25 protein-coding genes are annotated in these 20,430 nt (G+C 71.0%); 11 read left to right on the forward strand and 14 right to left on the reverse strand.

What is annotated here, in order from left to right; translation table 11 throughout:
* Window positions 1–456: 456 nt before the first annotated feature.
* The gene (locus tag ACFVDM_RS31200) at window positions 457–861 is read left to right on the forward strand and encodes a hypothetical protein (protein ID WP_383648206.1); all 405 of its coding nucleotides are present in this window, start codon (window positions 457–459) and stop codon (window positions 859–861) included.
* Window positions 862–1,039: 178 nt separating this feature from the next.
* On the opposite strand, the gene ACFVDM_RS31205 is transcribed toward ACFVDM_RS31200, so the two are convergent.
* From ACFVDM_RS31205 to ACFVDM_RS31225, 5 genes are all read right to left on the reverse strand, one after another.
* Window positions 1,040–1,951 (reverse strand): aminoglycoside phosphotransferase family protein, encoded by a 912-nt coding sequence (locus ACFVDM_RS31205; protein WP_383648208.1) that lies wholly within the window; start codon window positions 1,949–1,951, stop codon window positions 1,040–1,042.
* 73 nt (window positions 1,952–2,024) lie between these two features.
* Window positions 2,025–2,234, reverse strand: coding sequence for a DUF397 domain-containing protein (locus tag ACFVDM_RS31210; RefSeq protein ID WP_383648210.1), 210 nt, complete (start codon window positions 2,232–2,234; stop codon window positions 2,025–2,027).
* A gap of 17 nt (window positions 2,235–2,251) precedes the next feature.
* Complete coding sequence (locus ACFVDM_RS31215; RefSeq protein ID WP_383648212.1) at window positions 2,252–2,461, reverse strand: DUF397 domain-containing protein; 210 nt, start codon at window positions 2,459–2,461, stop codon at window positions 2,252–2,254.
* Window positions 2,462–2,542: 81 nt separating this feature from the next.
* Window positions 2,543–2,752 (reverse strand): DUF397 domain-containing protein, encoded by a 210-nt coding sequence (locus ACFVDM_RS31220; protein ID WP_383648214.1) that lies wholly within the window; start codon window positions 2,750–2,752, stop codon window positions 2,543–2,545.
* Window positions 2,749–3,627: a helix-turn-helix domain-containing protein gene (locus tag ACFVDM_RS31225; RefSeq protein WP_383648216.1), complete on the reverse strand. Its 879-nt coding sequence runs from the start codon at window positions 3,625–3,627 to the stop codon at window positions 2,749–2,751. The genes ACFVDM_RS31220 and ACFVDM_RS31225 overlap by 4 nt, the downstream gene beginning before the upstream one ends.
* A 166-nt stretch (window positions 3,628–3,793) precedes the next feature.
* Here ACFVDM_RS31225 and ACFVDM_RS31230 point away from each other — a divergent pair, with 166 nt between their 5' ends.
* The 4 genes from ACFVDM_RS31230 to ACFVDM_RS31245 all read left to right on the forward strand — a co-directional run bounded on the left by ACFVDM_RS31230 (window position 3,794) and on the right by ACFVDM_RS31245 (window position 6,838).
* Window positions 3,794–4,219 (forward strand): ATP-binding protein, encoded by a 426-nt coding sequence (locus ACFVDM_RS31230; RefSeq protein WP_383648218.1) that lies wholly within the window; start codon window positions 3,794–3,796, stop codon window positions 4,217–4,219.
* Between the two features lie 297 nt (window positions 4,220–4,516).
* On the forward strand, window positions 4,517–5,602 hold the full coding sequence (locus ACFVDM_RS31235; RefSeq protein ID WP_383648220.1) for a helix-turn-helix domain-containing protein: 1,086 nt from the start codon (window positions 4,517–4,519) through the stop codon (window positions 5,600–5,602).
* A gap of 30 nt (window positions 5,603–5,632) precedes the next feature.
* Window positions 5,633–6,532: a hypothetical protein gene (locus ACFVDM_RS31240; protein WP_383648222.1), complete on the forward strand. Its 900-nt coding sequence runs from the start codon at window positions 5,633–5,635 to the stop codon at window positions 6,530–6,532.
* A gap of 39 nt (window positions 6,533–6,571) precedes the next feature.
* Window positions 6,572–6,838, forward strand: coding sequence for a hypothetical protein (locus ACFVDM_RS31245; protein ID WP_383648225.1), 267 nt, complete (start codon window positions 6,572–6,574; stop codon window positions 6,836–6,838).
* 20 nt (window positions 6,839–6,858) lie between these two features.
* Here ACFVDM_RS31245 and ACFVDM_RS31250 read toward each other — a convergent pair whose 3' ends face one another.
* The gene (locus ACFVDM_RS31250; protein WP_383648227.1) at window positions 6,859–7,995 is read right to left on the reverse strand and encodes a MerR family transcriptional regulator; all 1,137 of its coding nucleotides are present in this window, start codon (window positions 7,993–7,995) and stop codon (window positions 6,859–6,861) included.
* Between the two features lie 242 nt (window positions 7,996–8,237).
* Here ACFVDM_RS31250 and ACFVDM_RS31255 point away from each other — a divergent pair, with 242 nt between their 5' ends.
* Window positions 8,238–9,200: a phosphotransferase family protein gene (locus ACFVDM_RS31255; RefSeq protein ID WP_383648229.1), complete on the forward strand. Its 963-nt coding sequence runs from the start codon at window positions 8,238–8,240 to the stop codon at window positions 9,198–9,200.
* 115 nt (window positions 9,201–9,315) lie between these two features.
* Here the strand turns inward: ACFVDM_RS31255 and ACFVDM_RS31260 are convergent, their stop codons facing one another.
* From ACFVDM_RS31260 to ACFVDM_RS31285, 6 genes are all read right to left on the reverse strand, one after another.
* On the reverse strand, window positions 9,316–10,548 hold the full coding sequence (locus ACFVDM_RS31260) for a hypothetical protein (protein WP_383648231.1): 1,233 nt from the start codon (window positions 10,546–10,548) through the stop codon (window positions 9,316–9,318).
* Window positions 10,549–10,626: 78 nt separating this feature from the next.
* Window positions 10,627–10,761 carry a hypothetical protein gene (locus ACFVDM_RS31265; RefSeq protein ID WP_383648233.1) on the reverse strand — a complete coding sequence of 45 codons (135 nt, stop codon included), beginning with the start codon at window positions 10,759–10,761 and terminating at the stop codon, window positions 10,627–10,629.
* 195 nt (window positions 10,762–10,956) lie between these two features.
* Window positions 10,957–11,406, reverse strand: a complete 450-nt coding sequence (locus ACFVDM_RS31270) for a hypothetical protein (RefSeq protein WP_383648235.1) — start codon at window positions 11,404–11,406, stop codon at window positions 10,957–10,959.
* Between the two features lie 67 nt (window positions 11,407–11,473).
* A complete protein-coding gene (locus tag ACFVDM_RS31275; protein ID WP_383648237.1) occupies window positions 11,474–11,941 on the reverse strand; it encodes a DUF5958 family protein in 468 nt (155 codons plus the stop codon).
* A gap of 305 nt (window positions 11,942–12,246) precedes the next feature.
* Window positions 12,247–12,717 carry a DIP1984 family protein gene (locus ACFVDM_RS31280; RefSeq protein WP_383648239.1) on the reverse strand — a complete coding sequence of 157 codons (471 nt, stop codon included), beginning with the start codon at window positions 12,715–12,717 and terminating at the stop codon, window positions 12,247–12,249.
* A 92-nt stretch (window positions 12,718–12,809) separates the two neighbouring features.
* Complete coding sequence (locus ACFVDM_RS31285; RefSeq protein WP_383648241.1) at window positions 12,810–13,553, reverse strand: VOC family protein; 744 nt, start codon at window positions 13,551–13,553, stop codon at window positions 12,810–12,812.
* A 230-nt stretch (window positions 13,554–13,783) separates the two neighbouring features.
* Between ACFVDM_RS31285 and ACFVDM_RS31290 the strand changes: the two genes are divergently transcribed.
* The 5 genes from ACFVDM_RS31290 (at window position 13,784) to ACFVDM_RS31310 (ending at window position 17,426) form a co-directional block, all read left to right on the forward strand.
* Window positions 13,784–14,404 carry an RNA polymerase sigma factor gene (locus tag ACFVDM_RS31290; protein ID WP_383648243.1) on the forward strand — a complete coding sequence of 207 codons (621 nt, stop codon included), beginning with the start codon at window positions 13,784–13,786 and terminating at the stop codon, window positions 14,402–14,404.
* Window positions 14,401–15,534 carry a CU044_5270 family protein gene (locus ACFVDM_RS31295; protein WP_383648245.1) on the forward strand — a complete coding sequence of 378 codons (1,134 nt, stop codon included), beginning with the start codon at window positions 14,401–14,403 and terminating at the stop codon, window positions 15,532–15,534. Before ACFVDM_RS31290 ends, ACFVDM_RS31295 begins: the two co-directional genes overlap by 4 nt.
* 200 nt (window positions 15,535–15,734) lie before the next feature.
* Complete coding sequence (locus ACFVDM_RS31300) at window positions 15,735–16,232, forward strand: helix-turn-helix domain-containing protein (protein WP_383648247.1); 498 nt, start codon at window positions 15,735–15,737, stop codon at window positions 16,230–16,232.
* Between the two features lie 47 nt (window positions 16,233–16,279).
* The gene (locus ACFVDM_RS31305; protein WP_383648249.1) at window positions 16,280–16,942 is read left to right on the forward strand and encodes a hypothetical protein; all 663 of its coding nucleotides are present in this window, start codon (window positions 16,280–16,282) and stop codon (window positions 16,940–16,942) included.
* Between the two features lie 133 nt (window positions 16,943–17,075).
* On the forward strand, window positions 17,076–17,426 hold the full coding sequence (locus tag ACFVDM_RS31310) for a DUF2516 family protein (protein ID WP_383648251.1): 351 nt from the start codon (window positions 17,076–17,078) through the stop codon (window positions 17,424–17,426).
* Between the two features lie 40 nt (window positions 17,427–17,466).
* Here ACFVDM_RS31310 and ACFVDM_RS31315 read toward each other — a convergent pair whose 3' ends face one another.
* Entirely contained in the window at window positions 17,467–18,840 is a 1,374-nt protein-coding gene (locus ACFVDM_RS31315; RefSeq protein WP_383648253.1) for a PP2C family protein-serine/threonine phosphatase, read from the reverse strand.
* A 333-nt stretch (window positions 18,841–19,173) separates the two neighbouring features.
* Complete coding sequence (locus ACFVDM_RS31320) at window positions 19,174–20,259, reverse strand: NlpC/P60 family protein (protein WP_383648257.1); 1,086 nt, start codon at window positions 20,257–20,259, stop codon at window positions 19,174–19,176.
* Between the last annotated feature and the right edge of the window lie 171 nt (window positions 20,260–20,430).

Genomic DNA, 20,430 nt, shown 5'->3' on the forward strand with positions numbered 1-20,430 from the left:
GTGTGTTTCCTTCTCAATTCATCCTCCGACGCCGGAATGTTCCTGGATACGGAGATAGGAGCACGGCCGGAGTGGCGCCGCCAGCGAGGAGACGCGTTGGGGTTCGCTCTGTTCCGAATGGGGCGGCGATCGGGTGGATCGTCCCGCCGTAGGCGCGATGAAGGGCAGGGTTCGGAACGGTTCGGAGTTCATCGTCCAGGCCCCGGACATTCCCGTTGCATCGATGGGGAGAGGGACGAATGAGAGGGTGCGGTAAGGGAAACGTGACCCATGCACCGGTTGTGTGAAGGACCGGTTCCGGTTGCTCGTCGGGCGCCTGCGCCTTCGGTTAACGTGTCGGCCACGCCTTCAAGATCACCGCAGGTTCATTTCCTGCCTGACGGTGGACGGGGGGAAGAGGCGGCCCGGTGAAATGCGTCGATCGACGGCGGCGGGGCGGCCGGGAAAGGGGATCTGATGGGTCAGGCATTCCGCAACGCGGCCAGGGGTCTGGTCGCTGTGACCGGGGCCTTTGTGATCGGCGTGGGCATGTCCGGAAGCGCGTCGGCCGTCACGGAGGGAGGGTGGATGTTCGACACCACCTACTCCTCCCAGGCCAAGTTCTTCTCTCTGGGAGAGCACTTCAGGGTGGTCGACTCGGCTGCGGACGGTCACTCTGCGGTCGGGCGGTGGCGGCAGACCGGCCCGAATTCCCAGTACCACTACTGCTGGGACTCGGACGGCGCCAACAACGGCTACGAGGACTGCAATTACGCGCTCCCCGAGGGGACGTACGTGTATTACGAGGCATGCATCGGTGAATACGGCGCCCGGGATGTGTGGACGTCGACCTGCGGCAGCACGGACTTGACGATCACCTGATTCGCGGATCAGTGGCACAGCGGCCTTTGCCCGTTCATGCATGCGCTCACGTTTTACGCGTACGCGTATACAGCAAAGGCCGCTTCCGTGTTTCCCGGAATTCTGGAGACGGACCCCATGAGGCACCCGTTCGTACCGTCCTGAATTCTCGCCGCACGTTCCCGGCGGCCGGGACGGCTCAGCGGAGTGAACGAGGTGCGGCGAGAACGGCGCTCAGCCGCGCCCGGCACTCGGTGACGAACGCCGGGTACGTCGTCCAGTAGTACGGGATCCCGAGGACGGCCACCGCGACAGCCCAGGCGCGGGCACGCGTCCAGGTCCCCTCGTCGAGGTCCAGCGCCTCCCAGTACGCCTGGCGGGCCTCCGGCGGCAGATCCCACACGGCGGCGTGCTCGGCGTCCGGAAGCCCGATCGACAGCCCGCCGAAGTCGATGACCGCGTGGAACCGCCCGTCCCGCGCCAGGAGATTGGCCGCCCTGAGGTCGCCGTGCAGCCATACGGGTCCGGCGCCGGAATCGGGCAGCGCGAGCCCGTCCCGCCACATCCCCTCCAGGGCGTCCACGTCCAGCTCGTCCCCCACGAGCGGCCGGCACGCCTCGAACGCCGGACCGACATACGCGTCGCTCTCGGCCGGCCGTCCCCCTCGGTACCAGCTGAGCCCGTCCGTACGGCTCGCGCCCATCAGCCGCGTCCCGTGCAACTCCCCGACGAAGGCCGCCAGATCGGCCCCGAAGACCCCCCAGTCGCGTACCGTCTCCGGCCCGACGGGATCCCCCTCGATCCACCGGTACACCGACCACACGAGCGGAAAGCCCTCCGTCGGCGTTCCGGCATGCACCGGCTCCGGAATCGGCCACGACAGAGCCGCCCCCAGCCGGGGCAGCCACTCGCGTTCCTTCACCAGCGTCGGCGCGTGCTCAGCCGTACGCGGAACCCGCACCAGCAGCTCGTCCCCGAGCCGGAACATGTTGTTGTCCGTCCCCGCCCCCGCCCGCCTCAACGGCAACTCCGCCCACTCCGGCCGCTGCGCCTTCAGCAGCGCCCGGACCAGTGCCTCGTCGACCGGAATCTCGTTCTCGTGAATCGTCACGCGGGGGAGTCTGGCGTGCGGCGGGGCGGGATTCCATCGACTTTCCGCGCCCGGGGGCGGGCCGCCTACGGGCTCAGTGCCCGGCGGCGTACGACACGAACCCGGCCCAGGCGGTCTCGCCGAAGGCGAGCCGTGGTCCCGGCACATCCTTGGAATCCCGGACGTGCACCGCCCCGGGGGCGGCGGCGACCTCGATGCAGTCGTTGCCGTCGCCGCTGCTGCTGTAGCTGCTCTTGAACCAGTTCAGCCGGTGGGCGCTCGGGGGAGAGGTTCCGTGGCTCATGTCGCTCCCATGCAGGGCTAGTGTCCGGCGGCGTACGAGACGAATCCGGTCCAGGCCCGCTGGCCGAAGACGAGCAGGGGGCCGTGCAGACTCTTTGAGTCGCGTACGCGTACTGCGCGTGACGCAGAGGCGACTTCGACGCAGTCGCCCTCGTTTCCGTTGCTGCTGTAGCTGCTCTTGCGCCAGTCCAGCCCCGAGACGTTCTCGGCAGAGACCTCGACAGTCACGTTCGCGTTCCCCTTGTGTGAGCTTGGCGAACCGTGGCCCGTCGATGCCGGACACCGACGGGCGTGCACGTACGTACGAGATCAGTGCCCGGCGGCGTACGAGACGAACCCCGCCCACACGTCCTCGCCGAAGGCGAGCTGCGGTCCCCGCACGACCTTTGAGTCACGGACGTGCACGGCCTGGGCCGAGGCCGCCACCTCGATGCAGGAGTCTCCCTCGCTGCTGCTGCTGTAGCTGCTCTTGAACCACTCCAGTGCGGAGGCGTCCCCGGTAGTGGTCTTGCGCATCATGTCTCTCCCAGCAGTTGCTCAATGAAGGCCAGCGACTCTCGTGGCGTAAGAGCCTGGGCCCGGATCATCCCATAGCGCAACTCAAGGATCCTGAGACGCTTCAGATCGGAGACCGGGCGCCCGGCGAAGGCGCCGTCCGACCGCCCCACCGCAGTGCCGTCCTCGAACTTCAGCACTTCGATGACGCCGGCCATTCCTGCGTGATCCTCGCGATCGGTGGGCATCACCTGAATCTCCACGTTCCTCAACTGGCCGATCTCCAAGAGCCGTTCCAGTTGTCGACGTAGCACCATTCGCCCTCCGATGGGACGGCGGAGCGTCACTTCTTCCTGGACGAAGCTGAGCGCGGGAGCCGGGGACCTTTCGAAGATCGTCTGCCTGGCCATGCGTGCGGCCAGCACTCGTTCCACTTCATCGTGAGAGTACGAGGGCCGCCTCATCTCGAACAGTGCCCTTGCGTAATCCGGTGTCTGTAGCAGCCCGTGAATGTTGTGGTTGCTGTACATCCCCATCTCGGCCGCACGATTCTCAAGGTTCGCCAGGTCCCGTACCTTCTTCGGGTACCGAACGGCCGCCACGTCCGCCTTCATCGCCGCGATCTTCCCGCCCGCCCCACAGATCTCGTCCACCTTGTCCAGGAACTCCGGCCGGGGGATCCGCCGGCCGCCCTCGACCTTGTAGACCAGGTCCTCCCCGTACCCGATCAGCGCGCCGAACTCACCGGCGCGGAGGCCGGCCGCTTCGCGCCAGGCCTTGATCTGGCGGCCGACGGCGGCGACGACGGCGACGCCGGACTCGTCGTCGGGGTCGACGTCCCATCCGGGTTCGTCCGCAATGCCGTTGACCTGCTCCGTACCGGCCCCGTCCACACTCATCCGTGCCCCATTCCCGACCGTGCGTGTGCTGGTGTTCCTCAACCGCGTCTGTTCCCCGCAGGTCACTCCGGACAGCCGGGACAGCGCTGGACAAGCCCGGGACAATCGCCGTACGCAAGGGCTGTGTCACTGGGCACGGTATGCGGCGGCGGCCACGCTGAGTGATGTGAACCAACAAACCGCCACGCTTCAACAGTCCACCGCAGAGCGCACGTTCACCGTGCTGCTCTCCCCGACCCGGCGCGGGGCCCGGCTCGCCAGGCTCCTGGCCGTGGCCCATCTCGATCTCTGGGGGCAGCCCTCCGCGACGGCCGCGCAGGTGGTCGCGGAGCTGGCCGCCAACGCGGCGCTTCACGGCCGGGTGTCGGGGCGGGACTTCCAACTGCGCCTGGCCCTGGTCACGGAGACGCGGCTGCGCATCGAGGTGACCGATACGCGGGGCGACAGCCTGCCCGCCGTGGCCGTTCCCGATCCTCTGGCGGAACGCGGGCGGGGGCTGCTCGTCGTCGAGGCGCTGGCCGACCGGTGGGGTGTGGTCCGGGGGCCGGTGCCGCGCAAGACGATCTGGGCGGAACTCGACCTCGTACGCTGACCGGCTTCACCGGGTCGTGGGCGGCCACGACCCGGTGCGCCGTGTTCCGGCGTACCGCGACGTGGTCGGCCACGACGTCTGAAGGCTTTTGAAGAACTTGGGAAACAACCTCACCAAACCCGACCCCGCCCCGTCCTGACCTGCATCACTCGCGCGGGTGAACCCTGCCAACTGAGCTGGATTTCGTACCGGTTGGCTGGCATATGCTCGCCGCGACAACCCCAGAACTTGAGCGGCCCCGGACGGGAATGAGAATCCCGGCCAGGGCCTGACCACGAAGAAGAGAACAGCTTCCCCATGGATTCCCAGCAGGTTATCGCGCCTCCGCGCGCCCAGCAGGGCCCTCCCGGCCCTCAGCCCCCGCACGTCTCGCCGACGTCCGGCGTCATCCACGTCAACGCCCGCCACACGACCGGCTTCACGGTCATCGGCAACCACCTCGCCCAGCACCGCGAACTCTCGCTGCTGGCCATCGGGCTCGCCGCCCACATCCAGTCGCTGCCCGCCGGGGCCCAGGTCGGCATCAAGTCGCTGGCCGCCCGCTTCCCGGAGGGCGAGGCGCGGATCGCGGAGGCGCTGCGCGAGCTGGAGGGCAAGGGGTATCTGCACCGGAGCCGCGTACGTCTGCCCGATGGGCGCGTGGTCACCCGGACGGTGTCGTACAACCGGCCGCGTACGACGGGCCCGATGGCCACGGCACTCCGGCCCCGATCGCGTTCGCTTCCGTGCCCTCGGCCGGAAGCCCAGCAGGGGCCGCATCCGGAGCCGCAGCCGGAACGGCCGCTGGCACCCTCGCCCGAGCCCCAGCCGGAACCCGAGCCCCAGCCGGAACCCGAGCCCCAGCCGGAACCCGAGCCCCAGCCGGAACCCGAGCCCCAGCCGGACCCGCAGCCCCGCCCCGCCGCCCCGCCCGCCGTCCACGTACCCGCCCCGACGGCCCCCAGGCGGCAGCCCCGCCCGCTTCCCCAGCCCCTGACGCCGACGCCGGAGCTGTACCGGACCGCAACGGCGGTGCTGGCGGACCTGCGGCGGCACGCGCCTCAACTCAGCCTGACGGAGCGGGAGATCGAGGAGCTGGCGCCGGGCGTGGCGGCATGGCTGGAACGGGACGGGCATCCGGACGTGATCCGCCGGGCGCTGACGAGCGATCTCCCGGTGCCGGTCGCGTACCCGTCGAAGTTCGTGCGCAGCCGCATCACCGCGCTGCTGCCACCGCCGCTCCCCGGCAGCGCGGATCTCGCGCCGCCACCGCAGCGCAGGGTCCTCGTCATTCCCCTCCAGAACTGCGACGGCTGCGACCGCGCGTTCCGGGCCAGGGAACCGGGCCTCTGCCGTGCATGCCGTACCCACTCGTCCCCGGACCCGCACGCGACCGCCGCCTGACAGCGACATCCCCTCCCGGAACGGACCCACATGGTCAGCTCACCCCACGAAGCGATGCACCGGATCTTCCAGGAGTACCCGGGCCTCTTCTCCGGCGTCTCCGAAGTCCTCGGGATCGACATCCCGCCGCCCACGTCCGCCACGGTCCTGCCGACCGACCTCACCGAGAACAGCCCGGTCGAACGCCGGGTCGACACCCTCCTGCGCATCGAGACCGAGCGCGAGGGCCCCTTCCTCCTCGCCGTCGAGGCGCAGGGCAAGAAGGACGCGCGCAAAACCACCAGCTGGCCCTACTACGTCAGCTATCTCCACAACCGGTACGGGGCCCTGCCCGTCCTCCTCCTGGTCGTCTGCCAGGACCACGCCACCGCCCAGTGGGCCGCCCGGCCCGTCACCATCGGCCTCACCCAGTGGCCGACCCTGATCCTCAACCCGCTCGTCGCCGGACCCCACAACATGCCGGTGATCAGGGACGTGGCCGAGGCCCGCAAGGACCTCGCCCTCGCCACGCTCGCCGCCATCACCCACGCCGATCATCCGGACGTCGGTGCCATACTGAAAACGCTCTCCGCCGCGCTGCGGGACGCGCCCGAAACCCTCACCGACCCCATCGTCGAACTCACCGCACAAGGCCTGGGGACCCGCCCGGCCGCACAACAGTGGAGGAACCTGGTGGCCGTGGACACTTCTTTCTACAAGTCCTTCATGTCCGAGGAAATCCGCGACGAGGGCCGGGCTGAGGGGCGTGCCGAGGGGCAGGCCCAGGGACAGGCCCTCAGCCTCCTCCTCATCCTCGAAGCCCGTGGGATCCCGCTCAGCGAGGAAGACCGGCAGAGGATCACCACCTGCACCGACCCGCAGCGGCTGAGCCAGTGGGTGAGGCGCGCCGTGACCGCCACCAGCTCCGAGGACGTCCTCGCGGAGGACTGATCAGCCGCAGGCGGGGAAGCGCCGAGGAGGCTGGTGGCCGTGGACATCTCTTTCTACAAGTCCTTCATGTCCGAGGAGATTCGCGAGGCGGGCCGAGCCCAGGGCCGAGCCCAGGGCCGAGCCCAGGGCCGAGCCCAAGGCCAGGCCCTCAGCCTCCTTCTCGTCCTCGACGCCCGTGGCGTAGCCCTCACCGGCGAACACCGCCGGAGGGTTACCACCTGCACCGACTCCCACCAGCTGGACCAGTGGCTGAGGCGCGCCGTGACCGCCACCACCTCCGACGACGTGTTCACCCCGGCCCCCTGATCGCGGCCCGCCGGGGGGTGCTACCGGTCGGCCTCCACGACATCGGCCACGACACAGCTGATGTTGTCGGGGCCGCCTGAGCCGTTGGCGAGGGCGACGAGGTCGCGAACGGCCCGGTCGGGGGTGGTGGCCGTGGTGAGGACGCGGTGGAGGTCGGGGGCGGGGACGACGGTGGAGAGGCCGTCGGAGCAGAGGAGATAGCGGTCGCCGCTCCGGGCGTCGTGGAGGCGCAGGTCGGGGGCGGAGCCGGTCTCCGCGCCCAGGGCCCGGACCAGGAGGGAGCGCTGGGGGTGGGAGGCGGCCTCCTCCGGGGTGAGCCGGCCCTCGTCGATCATCGACTGGACCATGGTGTGGTCATGGGTGATCTGGGAGAGGTTCCCGTCGCGCAGGAGGTAGACGCGCGAGTCGCCGATGTGGACGAGGCCCAGTTGCGAGCCGGTCCAGAGCATGGCCGTGAGCGTGGTGCCGGATTCGGTGGCGGGCGTATCGGTGCTGCCGGATTCGGCGGGGGACGTGCGGGTGCCGGACCCGGCCGGGGACGTACCCGTGACGGCGGCGTCGCGGACGGCCCGGCGGGCCTCCTCGACGACGTCCTCCAGGGCGTTGAGGAGGCCCCCGGCGGGGATGCCGTCGGCTTCGAGGTGCTTGAGCGCGTCGACGGCGGCCGCCCCGACGGGGGCTCCCCGGTCGCCCCAGCCGTCGGCGACGGCGAGCAGCCGGGTCCCGGCGTAGGCGGTGTCCTGGTTGCTCTCGCGGATCAGGCCCCGGTCGGACAGGGCGGCGCAGCGGATCTCCAGGGGTGCGGTGGTCGAGGACATGGCGGGTTCCTTCCCGGACAGATGGTCGACGAGGAAGGTGGCCAGATCCCGCCGTGCGGCGGTGTCGGCCTCGACCCGGGCCCAGTACGCGCGGACTTCCCGGGCCGCCTCGGCGGCGTCCAGGGTCCGTACGTGCCGGATCAGGGCCAGGGGCATGCCCAGCCGCCGGAGCCAGGCGACCAGCCGGGCCGCGTCCAGTTGTTCCGGTGCGTAGAGCCGGTAGCCCGTCACCGGGTGGACGCGGGCCGGGGGCAGCAGGCCGAGTTCGTCGTAGAGGCGCAAGGCCTTCGGCGAGAGCCGGGACGCCTTCGCGAACGCCCCGATCGTCAGCAACTCCATGCCCGTCCTTCCTCGTACCGGGCACGCCGCCCGGCACCACCGATGCTGTGGGCTGCCCCAAGGGGAAGGTCAACCCGCTGCGGATGCACGGTCCGGCCGCCCCACGGTTCCGCCGTCTCCGGGTCCTGCCGTTCCGCCGTCCGGCCGTCCCCCAGTCCCGCCGCTCCACCCTCCGTGCCTCACCCGCCGCGCTCCGCGCAAATGCCTCGCCCCGGCCCCCGCCCGGATGATGAGCTTCCCCGGTGACGAGCCACGACGCGACCGCGCCCCTCCGCCCGCAGACCCTCGCCTGGGTGAGCCGCCACCTGGAAGCGGGCGAACGCGTCGTCCGGACCGAGCCGCTGCACGGCGGCGTGACCGCCGACGTACGGAGACTGACCATCGCCGCCCGGGACGGCGGCACCCGGGACCTGGTCCTGAGGAGCTACGTCGACCCGTTCTACCTCCGCGACGCCGAGTCCGCCCTGAACAGGGAGGCCGCCGCCCTGACCCTGCTCCCGGGAACCGGCGTGCCCGCCCCCGCCCTGGTCGCCGCCGACCCCACGGCCGCGCACTGCGCGTACCCGTCCCTCCTGATGACCCGCCTGGAGGGCCGCACGGTCCTCGACGACGCGGGCATCCCGACCCGCCTCCCCCTCCTGGCCCGCCACCTCGTGGCCGTCCACGCCCTGCGCCCCACCGAACGGCCCCCGGAGTACGTCGCCCTCTCGACCCCCGACACCGCCGTGATCCCGCAGCACGCCGACCGCGCGGTCTGGTCCGCCGCCGCCGACGCGATCCGGACACCCCGACCCCCGTACCAAGGGCGCTTCCTGCACCGCGACTTCCAGCCCGGCAACATCCTTTTCGACAGCGCCACCGCCCTCACCCCTTCCGCCCGCATCACCGGCGTCATCGACTGGGCCGGCGCCTCCTGGGGCCCCTCCGACCTCGACGTCGCCCACTGCTCCACCGTCCTCGCCCTCCTCCACGGCCCCACCTGGGGCCTCCGCTTCCCCGACGCGTACGAGTCGGCCGGCGGAACCCTCGCCCCGACCCGGGCCCAGCGCCGCTACTGGCAGGTCCGGGACGCCCTCGCCGCGTCCGAGGAGGTGGGGATCATCTCGCGGGTGTGGCGCGAGGCGGGGCGGTCGGAGCTGACGGAGCGGGCGGTGGGGGAGCGGCTGCACGCGTATGTCGTCGCGTTGATGGGGGCGGTGGGCTGAGTACGGGAATGCCGAGAGGCTGCTTCGTTCGCGAGACGAGAGTGCTTCGATTCCGCCCGAAGTAGCGCGCATCTGCTGTTCGTTGGCGTCACCGAAGCCAGGGAGCCCACCTGCGTCAGCGGACCACGGGGTTGCCCCGAAGGTTCGCGTCGCCGCACGGCCAGGGTCCCTCGGCCAAGGGGCCCAGAGGGGTTCGGAACACGACTACCTCACTGTCCAGCGGGACGACGACGAGGCCGTCGTCCAGGAGCAGGGTGCGCCCCATGATGTTCCTGCTGTCGTCCGTCGCGTACAACTCGCACGGAGTCAGGTCCGCGTCGACGGTGAGGAGCGTGCCGTCGCGCCAGAACACGGTGGTGCCCGCCCGGTCCATCGCCGGAGAGGACGTGTAGTAGCCGGACAGCGGAGGCCCGTCTATGAGGACGGCGTCCGGGGCAAGTTGCCGGAAGCGCGATGTGGACGGCAGGCTGTTCTCCAGTTCGGGGCCGCATACGGTCCCCCGGTCGTTGACGAGCATCGCGCCGTGGCTGGCCCACCGGTCCGATTCGCTGCCGCTCCGGTCGTAGCGGCGTGTGGTGAACTCCCCATATCCCTGAGACCCGATCAGGAACGCGCCCGGACCGGCGATCGCCTTTCGTCCCATGGGTGTGGGCTCGGTGGCCGAGACGATCGCACCACTGACCAGGTCCAGGAAGAAGGTTCTCCCGAGCCCACCATGCGCGTCGGTGAAACTGGCCGCGGCCCGGTCCCCGGAGACCAGCAGGGGCTCCCAGTGATCGACGCTGGTTTCCTCCGGGACCCAGGGCCGCAACGGCCGTGTCTCCCAGCCGGTCTGCCTGCTCATCCCCATGACACCCGGATGCGAGACCGCACCGAGCGTGACCGGCGTCGACCACAGGCACTGTCCCTCCCGTGTGTACCGGGCGACGCGAGGCGGCGGTGGGGTGGACGCGATGCCCTGCATGCGCCGCAGCATGGGTGAAGCACCGGCCCACGCGATGCAGAAACCGTCGTCCAGCACCACGAACGCGCCGATCTCCTCGCCGGCCTCGCACTCCGGGACGACGGTTCGGTCAGTGGATCCGTCGGGGAGTACGCCCTCCAGGACCCGCCCGGTCCCTTGCGGGTACGCGACCCAGAGCGTCCCGTCCGCGGACAAGCGGGACTGGGGCCGTCCAGTGCCGGGGTACGACCGGTGCCATGACACGGATCCCCTGACGTGGACCATCGTCACGACGGTCTCCAGGGCGTTCGCGCCGTAACTGGTCACGTACAGCGGGCCGGACGGATCCTGTACGGCCACGGACCGAACCTGGCCCGGCATGGTGAGTCCCGACGCGGAAGTCATGGCCCCGCATCGTACGAGAACCGGTCGGCGACAGGAGGGCATCGGCGGACCTCTCGGTACCCCAGACGGGGGCGCCCTTCAGGAGGACTCCTCGGCCACGAACGCGACGTACCGGCCGAACACCTCATGGCTGTCCGGCGTGAAGGGCCACTCCGCCAGGGCCGACCGCAGCTCCGGCTCGGTCAGCCAGCCGTGCCAGGCGACCTCGCGCATCGCGGCAGATTGTTACGGCGACCCGGTGCAGCCATCCTTCGCGGACGGCCCGGCGGCGGCTGACGGCCGTCCCCGTCGTCCGGTCCCGATCGTCGACACGCTCCACGAGTTCGTCCACGACGGACAGCCTGGCAGGCACCACCGACAACGCGGCGTGCGTCCGGGGCGCGACGACGTCGGAGGGAGGGGGCGGGCCTACTCGGTCCGCGCGGGACAGGTACCGGAACCGGGGCCCGTCCCGGCACCCGTACCCGTACCGGACTCGGCATCGGCCGACCGGCCTTCGGCGATCTCGGCGATCTCGGCCCCCCGGCCGCTCCTGGCCGCTCCGCCGTCCCTGCCGCCCTTGCCGTGTCGGATGCGTACGACGCCGGAGTCCAGGTTCACCTGAAACGGCGGGTCCTCGGCGGGGCGCACGTTCTTGCGTACGCGCTCCTGCTCCATGGCCTTTTTGACCGCCTGGCTCCCCGGGGCGCTCTCCTGGAAGAGGTCGACGCCGATCGACGACAGACCCTTGGTCTTGCGCCAGTAGACCCAGCCGCGCGCCTCCATCGCCAGCAGGATCCGGTCGGCGAGGAAGGCGACGGCGGCCACGCCTGCGGCGACGCAGCCTGCGGGGGCCAGGAACGATAAGGGTGCGTCCATGGGGCCGAGCCTACGTGCTGGCATCCGCTGCCTGAAGATCCGGAGCGAGGCGAAGGCCTTGATCGGGTCAGCGTTCCGACGCGGGTTCGTGCGGTGGTTCCTGTGGAGGTTCCTGCGGACGTTCGTGCGGACGTTCCTGTGGGGGCGTCGCGAGCCGATGCCACGCATGGCCGCAGCCGTCGGCGCAGAAGCGTTCCCGCCGGCGTTCGTCGGCGACGGCCAGCACCGCGATGAGCAGCCGGAATGCCTTGAGGCGGTCGTCGTGCGGGGTGAGGGCGGTGATCTTCCGGAGTTGCTGGTCGATCCGGCCTCGTACGAGCAGGACCGCCGGTGTGTGCGTGGCGCGGAGGCCGGAACGGCGGATGCTCTCCGGCGCGTCCTCGGCGGTGGCGCGGGCCTGGACGCAGTAGTGGGCGAGGAGGACCAGGGTGCTGGACCGCTCCTCGGTGTTGAGGCTCTCGAACCATGCGACGCCCTGCGACATCGGCCGAAGGCCCTGCGCGAGCTGGTTCAGCATGATGTGCGGATCAGCCATGCCTGTACCCCCGTTGCGCTCGGCCCGCCGCTGGCCAGGGTGCCGCGGCGTGCCCGGCGTACCGCACCGCCCTGTGATGTGGAAAGCCCCGAACCCGCCCTCACCGCTTCGGATCTGCACATGGTGATGTGCTGTGCGATGTGCACCTTTACCTGTACGCCGTGCTGAGCTGCACTGTTGGTGGGGAGTCGAACCCCGCGCTGCTCTCCACGCGCCAGGAGTGGACCGGAAAGACCGCCGGCCCTCGGCTTGTGCACGCCTCCGAAGCGGCTACCTGCTCCACATCGTGTGCGCCTGCCGGGCCGTCAGTCCAGCAGGTCCACTTCCCAGTTCGTGCGCTGGATCAGCACGTCGACCTCGCGGATCTCCCGCGCGAGGACATCGGCCCGACCCCGCAGCTCCGCGACCGGAAGCGCGGCCAGCATCATCAGCTCGGACCGGAGCTGCCGCCCGTGTCCTCGCCCGCCGCTGCCCGCCGCCGCGTCCGCCGCCGCCGTGACGACGGAGTGGCGCAGCCGCAGGACGTCCCGGCGGGCGAGTGCGTCGGTGAGCGTGCCGCCGGATTCGAGCTCCACGGTGGCGTTGGTCCGGTTGATCCGCCGGATCAGCGTCTCCAGTGTGCTGAGCACCTCGCCTGACTCGGCCAGCAACTGTGCGGCGTCCTCGGCGGGCGTCTCCCCCTCCTGGTACCGCGCGCTGCCGACGATGCGGGCGCGCAACTGCTCCACGCGACGCGTCGCCGCCGCCCGCTCGGCCAGTGCCTCGGCAAGCTTCACCGTTTCGACCTCCCCCTTCGTGAACGCGCCCGAGTATAGGAGTGAGGGAACGACGCACCCGCACCCAGCCCTTACGAGGTCACCACTCCGGGTCAGGACGAACGGGCGAGGACGCAGAACTCGTGCCCCTCCGGGTCCGTGAGGCACGTCCACGGGACGTCGCCCTGGCCGACATCGAGGTCGGCGGCGCCGAGCGCCCGAAGCCGGGCGACCTCCGCCTCCTTGTCGTCACCGGGCTCCGGCACCACGTCGAGGTGGACGCGGTCCGGCACGGTCTTCACATCGGTCGAGCGGCGGAACTCCAGATACGGGCCCACGCCCGTGGCCGACCGCCACACCGCGTGGTCGTCCGTCACCTCGTGCAGGGCCCAGTCCACCGCCTCGTCCCAGAACCGCGCCATGGCCCGCGGATCCGCGCAGTCGACCACCACCCGGGCGATCGGCCCGGTGTCGCGGTAGGCGTCCCGGGGCTCCAGTACGCAGAACTCGTTGCCCTCCGGATCAGCGAGGACCGTCCACGGCACCTCGCCCTGACCCACGTCGGCGGGCGTCGCACCGAGAGCCTTCAGGTGCGCGACCAACTCTGCCTGGTGGGCCAGGGAGTTGGTGGCGAGATCGACGTGCACACGGTTCTTCGTCGCCGTCTTGGCCTCCGGCACGGCGACGACGTCGATGCATACGCCGACCGGGTCCAGCCAGTCGAAGCCGGCGGGTTTGGCAGCGGTCGCGCCCGATCCCTCCCCGCTGACGCTCCAGCCGAGCGCCTCCGCCCAGAACCGTCCGACAGCCGAGTCATCGCATGCCTTCATGTTCACCAGGACGGGTCGCAGTGTCATGCGGGGGATCCTATGCAATCGCTCCGGCGGCACCGCTGTGACGACGAACGCCGAAAGCGACGGCTGAGGCTGGAGGCCATACACCTGAACGCCACACACGCTGAAACGCCTCTGTGACGCGGAGCGACAACGGTGACCGGAATTCTTCTTGGTGCCGTTCTGGGAACCCTGCTGGGTGTGCGGAGAGAGAAGGTGATACGGCCCAGTGCGGGCGTGAGTGAGGAGATGGGATGAGGGAGCGGATACGCGCGGGCGATCGCGAGGCGTTCGGCGAGCTCTATGAGCAGTATGCGAAGGCGGTGTACAACCATGCCTTCCGGCTGACCGGCGACTGGTCGGTGGCCGAGGACGTCATGTCGGCGACGTTCCTGGACGCCTGGCGGACGAGGGAGAAGGTCGGAGAGAAGGGGGGATCGCTGCGGCCGTGGCTGCTGGGGATCGCGACGAACAAGGCGCACAACGCCAGACGCGGTGTCCGTCGGCGTTTCGCCTTCCTGGCCCGGGTGCCCGCCCCGGAGCCGGTGGAGGACTTCGCGGACGAGGCGGCCGGGCGGATCGACGACGTCCGTCGCCTGGACGCGGTTCACCGGGCGGTGCGGGGCCTGCGCCGTCAGGAGAGGGAGGTGCTGGCGCTGTGCGTGTGGTCGGGGTTGGACTACCAGCAGGCCGCTGACGCGCTGGGGGTACCGGTGGGCACTGTGCGCTCACGCCTGTCGCGCGCCCGGGTCAGGCTGCGGGACCTGGCCGACCGGCAACTGGCCGAAGAAAAGCGGGAACCGCGCCCGGGGCGCGGAGAGGTAGAGAGTGAGGCCGCGTTCGCGGCCCTGTCCGTCCAGGAGGGAACCCGGTGAACGCCACCCCGTACCGGCCCGCACAGGCCGAGCGCGAGGAGACGGCCCGGCTGCTGCCGGCCCCGGCCGAACGGGACCTGCCGCCGGGCCGCCACCTCCACCACAAGGAACTCCTCATGCGACAGATCGACCAGGACACCCACACCTCCCACCAGCCAGGCGGCGGACTGCGCCGGCGCTTGGCCGACGCGGCCGCCCCCGGCCGTCCCCGGCGCCGACTGGTCCTCGGGGCGTCGCTGGCCGCGGGGGCGATGGCTGCGGTCATCGCGGTGACCGCCGTCGGTTCCCATGCCCCGACCACGGTTCCTCAGGCGGGCAGTGCTCCGGGCGGCTCGGTCAGCGAGCGCGGGCCCGGCGGCGCGTCACCCCAGGCCGTCCAGCTGCTGACCCGCATCGCCGCCGTCGCCGCCAGCACCTCTGCCCCGCAGGTCCGTGACGACCAGTACATCTACATCGCCAGCCAGGTCTACGGCGCGAGCAAGAAGATCGGCGCCGACGGCGACGGCGCCAAGGCCCAGTACGACGACGACGGCACCGGGACCACCCACCCCCGACAGGCGTGGTTCTCCGTCAACGGCAGCCGCGACGGTCTCCTCACCGAGCCCCTCAGCCCGGCCTTCCGGCCCGGCGAGGGAGGCGTCAACCTCGGCAAGAACACCGAGCCCTCCCTCCAGTTGCCCACCTACACGTACCTGGCCTCCCTGCCCACCGACCCCGACGCCTTGCTGACAGCCATCTACGCCCAGAACACCGGCGTGGACAAGAACCTCAACCCCGACCAGGAAGCGTTCCAGACGATCGGCGACGCGCTGCGCGAGTCCCTGATGCCCCCGCAGATCGGGGCGGCACTCTACAAGGCCGCGGCCAAGATCCCCGGGGTGAACGTCGTGGACGACGCCGTGGACGCGTCCGGCCGGCACGGCGTGGCCGTCAGCCAGGACCACGGCAACCAGCGCACCGAATGGATCTTCGACAAGGACAAGCTCACCTACCTCGGCGAGCGGACCGTCCTCGTCAACGACGACAGCGCCGGTGGCAAAGCCGGACGCATCCTCGTCAGCACCGCCGTGACCGAACGCGCCGTCGTCGACAAGGCCGGCCAGAAGCCTTCTCCTGGTACAGCCACCTGACCTTCGACACCGGTCCCGGTGCCCGCCCGCCCAGCAAAGTGGCAGGCGGGCACCGGGACCGGTACTTCCTCAACCGACCACAGACCTGGCCGGGAACACGCACGTATCACTGCGGGTCACACACCCCCACCCGAGTGGCCCGGCACACTTTTGCAAGCACCTGCTTGCAAAAGTTAGCGGCATGGGTCCAGTATCGGAGCATGGCCTCACTCAACGTCGGCAATCTCGGCGACTACCTGCGCGAGCAGCGCCGCAGTGCGCAGTTGTCGCTGCGGCAGCTCGCGGATGCCGCCGGGGTGTCGAATCCCTACCTCAGCCAGATCGAGCGCGGGCTGCGCAAGCCCAGCGCCGAGGTGCTGCAGCAGGTCGCGAAGGCGCTGCGGATCTCGGCCGAGACGCTGTACGTACGGGCCGGGATCCTGGACGAGCGGGAGCGGGAGGAGTCGGAGACGCGGGCGGTGATTCTGGCCGATCCGTCGATCAACGAGCGGCAGAAGAGCGTGCTGCTCCAGATCTACGCCTCCTTCCGCAAGGAGAACGGGTTCGAGGACGAGCCCGTCGACGGGGCCCCGGGCAAGGAGGGGCGCGCGGACGGGCCCCTCAGTGTCGGCGGCCGTGCTGCCGATACAGCTGATGCGGGCCGGGAACCGACGGACGCCGACGGGCCGTCGGCGGAACCTCCGCACCGCGCCTCATAAGACCCACCACCCTCAGACCGAGCTGATGATCCGGGAGGACCACAGTCATGGCCATCACCGATGACCTGCGCAAGACCCTCACCGACCCGACCCCCCTCTACTTCGCCGCCGGTACGGCCGATCTCGCCGTGCAGCAGGCCCGGAAGGTCCCGGCCCTGCTGGAGCAGCTGCGGGCCGAGGCGCCCGAGCGGATCGAGGCGGTACGCAACACCGACCCCAAGGCCGTGCAGGAGAAGGTGACCGGGCAGGCCAAGGAGGCGCAGGCCACCCTCCAGGCCAGGGTCACGGACCTGATCGGCGCCTTCGACACCGATCTGAAGAAGCTCGGCGAGAGCGCCCAGGACCTGGCCCTGCGCGGGGTCGGCGTGGCCGCCGAGTACGCGGTCCGGGCCCGGGAGACGTACGAGAAGGTCGCCGAGCACGGCGAGCAGACCGTCCGCACCTGGCGCGGCGAGCCCGCCGAGGAGGTCGTCGAGATCGCGGTCGTCGAACCGCGCAAGGAGGCCCGTCCGAGCGCCGGGTCGCCGACGGCCGCCGAGGCCCGGCCGGCCAAGCCCGCCACCGCGAAGGCCACCCCCGCCGCCAAGCCCGCACCCGCGGCGAAGACGGCCAGGACGGAGGACAAGCCCGCCTCCGCCAAGCCCGCCGCCGCCAAGAAGGCTCCGGCGCGCAAGCCCGCCGCGAAGAAGACCACCCCGCCGGCCAAGTAGCCGTCGGCGAGCAGCCGTGCCGTGCCCCGGGCAGGTGTGCCGGGGCGGTGGGCGGGCACTTTTCAGGGGTGCCCGGCCGTTGTCCCGGTACCGTGGCCGCGAGCGCTCATCCACTGACTAGGCGGTGCCCATCATGTTGCTCGAAGGCTTCACCACATTCCTCGGGCTGCTCTCCCTGGCCATGCTGGTCCTCGCCGCGGTCGCGCTCATCATGGCCGCGATCGCCCGCGAGGACGCCTACCGCGCCGCGGACAAGCAGAAGAAGTCCTTCTGGCTGATCATCCTCGGCATCGTGGTCGTGGTGAACCTGGTGCCCCTGGGCGGCCTCCAGCTGATGCTCCAGATCGCCGGTCTCGTCGCGACCATCGTCTTCTTCGTCGACGTACGGCCCGCGCTCAAGGCCGTCTCGGGCGGTGGCCGCGGAGGCCGGCGCGGCGGTTCCAGCAGCGACGGACCGTACGGGCCCTACAACGGCGGTCGCTGACCACCGGGCCACTGACCGTCGGTGTCGGGCGTTACGGCACCTACGACGACGGCGGTCGCTGAGCGGCCGCCGCCGACGTCTCCCCGGGCCTCGGGCGCGGAATGCTCCGGCCCGGCCCCGCACCCCGTCCCGGGCCCTGTGGGCGGTGGCGGGCGGTCTCGCCGCCCCGGTCGAGCAGCAGGACGGCGACGTCGTCCGTCAGCTCGCCGCCGTTCAGCTCCCGGACGTGGGTGACGGCCGCCTCCAGCAGGTCCTCGCCGGTCAGGCCCTCGGCCAGCTGGCGGTTGATCATCGCGACCATGCCGTCCTGGCCCAGCCGCTGCGTCCCGTTGCCGACCCGGCCCTCGATCAGCCCGTCGGTGTACATCATCAGGCTCCACGAACCGCCCAGCTCCACCTGCCGGCGCGGCCAGCGCGCCCTCGGCAGCAGTCCGAGCGCCGGGCCGCCGTCCTCGTACGGGAGCAGCCGCGCCGCCCGGCCCCGGCGGGCGATCAGCGGGGCGGGGTGGCCCGCCAGGCAGAGGCCCGCGCGGCGGCCGTCCGGGGCGATGTCCACCGTGCAGAGCGTCGCGAAGATCTCCTCGCTCTCCCGTTCGTGCTCCAGGACCTGCTGGAGGGTGGAGAGCAGTTCGTCGCCGCACAGGCCCGCCAGGATGAGGGCCCGCCAGGCGATCCGCAGTTCGACGCCGAGCGCCGCCTCGTCGGGGCCGTGGCCGCACACGTCGCCGATCATCGCGTGCACCGTGCCGTCGGGGGTGCGGACCGTGTCGTAGAAGTCGCCGCCCAGCAGGGCCCGGGAGCGGCCGGGGCGGTAGCGGGCCGCGAAGCGCAGGTCCGAACCGTCCAGCAGCGGGGTGGGCAGCAGTCCGCGCTCCAGGCGGGCGTTCTCCTGGGCGCGCAGCCGGGATTCGGTGAGCTGGTGGTGGGCCGCGTCGGCGCGTTTGCGTTCCACGGCGTAGCGGATGGCGCGGCTGAGCAGCCGGCCGTCGAGTTCGCCGCGGAAGAGGTAGTCCTGCGCGCCGACCCGGACCGCCTCGGCGGCGAGTTCGGCGTCGTCCTCGGCCGTGAGCGCGAGGACGGCGTGCCGGGGCGCGATCCGCAGGACGTGCTTGAGCGTCGCGAGCCGGTCCGCCTCGTCGTCTACTCCGGCGGTCGCGGCGGCCGCGCGGGTCTCGCTGCCGGCCGGCAGGGCCAGGTCCAGCAGGATGCAGTCCACGTCGTCGGTGAGGAGCCGGCCCGCCTCGGTCAGATTGCGGGCGGCCCGGATGCGGACGCGGGCGCCGGCCGCCGCCGAGAGTTCCGGGACGGTGATGGTGCCCGACGGGTCGTCCTCGATCACCAGGAGGGTGAGGTCGGTGCCATTGCCGGGCTCCGCAGCGGACGCGGAACGTTGCTGCGGTACGGGTACGGGCATCGGTAAAGGTTTCCTTCCCTCCCCCCGAGGGCGCGGCGGGACGACGATCGACGACCCGCCAGACGGGGACGATAGCGGTACCGGATGCGGGAACGGAATGGCGTACGGCACTCGGCCGTTGGCATATGCGGAGCCATAAGCCGCGTCAGGTCACGGATCCGGCGCGATGGGCCCGCCCGGGGTGTCCATGAGGGCATGACAAAGGTCACGCCGGCCGGTTGAACCACAGTGGCGCCGCTCACGTGGGAAGTGGCCGGGAACGGGCCTTCTCTTCGGCGGCCCCGGAAGGGCGCGGGAAACCCCGTTCCGGAAGGGCGCGGGAAATACCCCCGCTCACTTGTCCGGGCGGACGACTCCCAGGATCTCCATCGAGCCCGCCCCCGCGACCGTGACATTGCGGCCGGGGCGCGGGGCGTGCACGATCGCGCCGTCGCCGATGTACATGCCGACGTGCGTGGCGTCACGGTGGTAGATGATCAGGTCGCCGGGACGCATGTCCCGGATCGCGATGTGGGGCAGCAGCCGCCACTGCTCCTGCGAGGTGCGGGGGATGGGCCGGCCGGCCGCCGCCCAGGCCTGCGAGGTCAGTCCGGAGCAGTCGTACGACTTGGGGCCCTCGGCGCCCCATACGTACGGCTTGCCGATCTGCGCGGTCGCGAAGGCCACCGCCTTCTTGCCGGCCGGGCTGGCCTCCTGGCTGATCTCCTTGAGGATGCCGGAGCCGAGCCAGGCGGTCTGTGCCTGGTACTCCTGTTCCTGCTCCAGCTGGAGGAGGCGGGCGCGCTCCTTCTTCTCCAGCTGGTCCTCCAGCTTCTTGGCCGCCGCGATCTGCTCGTTGATCTTCTTCTTGGCCTTGGCCTGCTTGACGCGGTTGGCTTCCAGCTTGGTCCAGTTGATGCTGGCGTCCTGGGTGTAGGTCTCCAGGTCCTCCTGGGTCCTGTTCAGTTCGCCGAGCAGCCCCTTGGCGGCCTTCTGGCCCTGCTGGGCCCGGCTGAGGCCGTCAAGGAAGAGCCGGGGGTCGCCGCTGAGCATCAGCCGGGCGCCCGGCGGCAGGCCCGCGTTGCGGTACTCCTCGCGGGCCTGGGCGCCGGCCCGCTGCTTCAGCTCGGCGATCTTCGCCTGGCCGGCGACGATCGCCTGGGCCAGCTTGACGATCTCGCCCGACTGCTTCTTGGCCCGCTCCTCGGCGAGGTTGTACGCGTCCGTCGCCGCCCCGGCCGCCCGGTAGAGGCCGTCGATCTCCTGGCGCACCTCTTCGAGGCTCTTCTTCGCGGGCGGAGCGGTCGGGGAGGCCGCACCGGGCCCGGGGTAGGGCGTTCCGGGGGGCGCGGGAGCGGCGAACGCCTGGACCGGCGCGGCCAGTACGGCCAGCGCGCAGACCAGAGTGATCGCGGCAGCGGCACAGTGGCGTCGGTACACGAGCTCCCCCTCCGAGCGGAAAACAGAATCTGATTTACCGTCAGTAACTTGTGGTTCCCGACGAGATCGTGCCATGCCCTACCGAAAAGCAACAGAGGCAGACACATCCAGCCCCCAGTTCACAGGGACGAGTGAAGGGGCGCGGCCGTTCCCGCGCGGGGGAGTTTCCCG

It is taken from the genome of Streptomyces sp. NPDC057682 (genome assembly GCF_042799575.1).
Classification (GTDB): domain Bacteria; phylum Actinomycetota; class Actinomycetes; order Streptomycetales; family Streptomycetaceae; genus Streptomyces.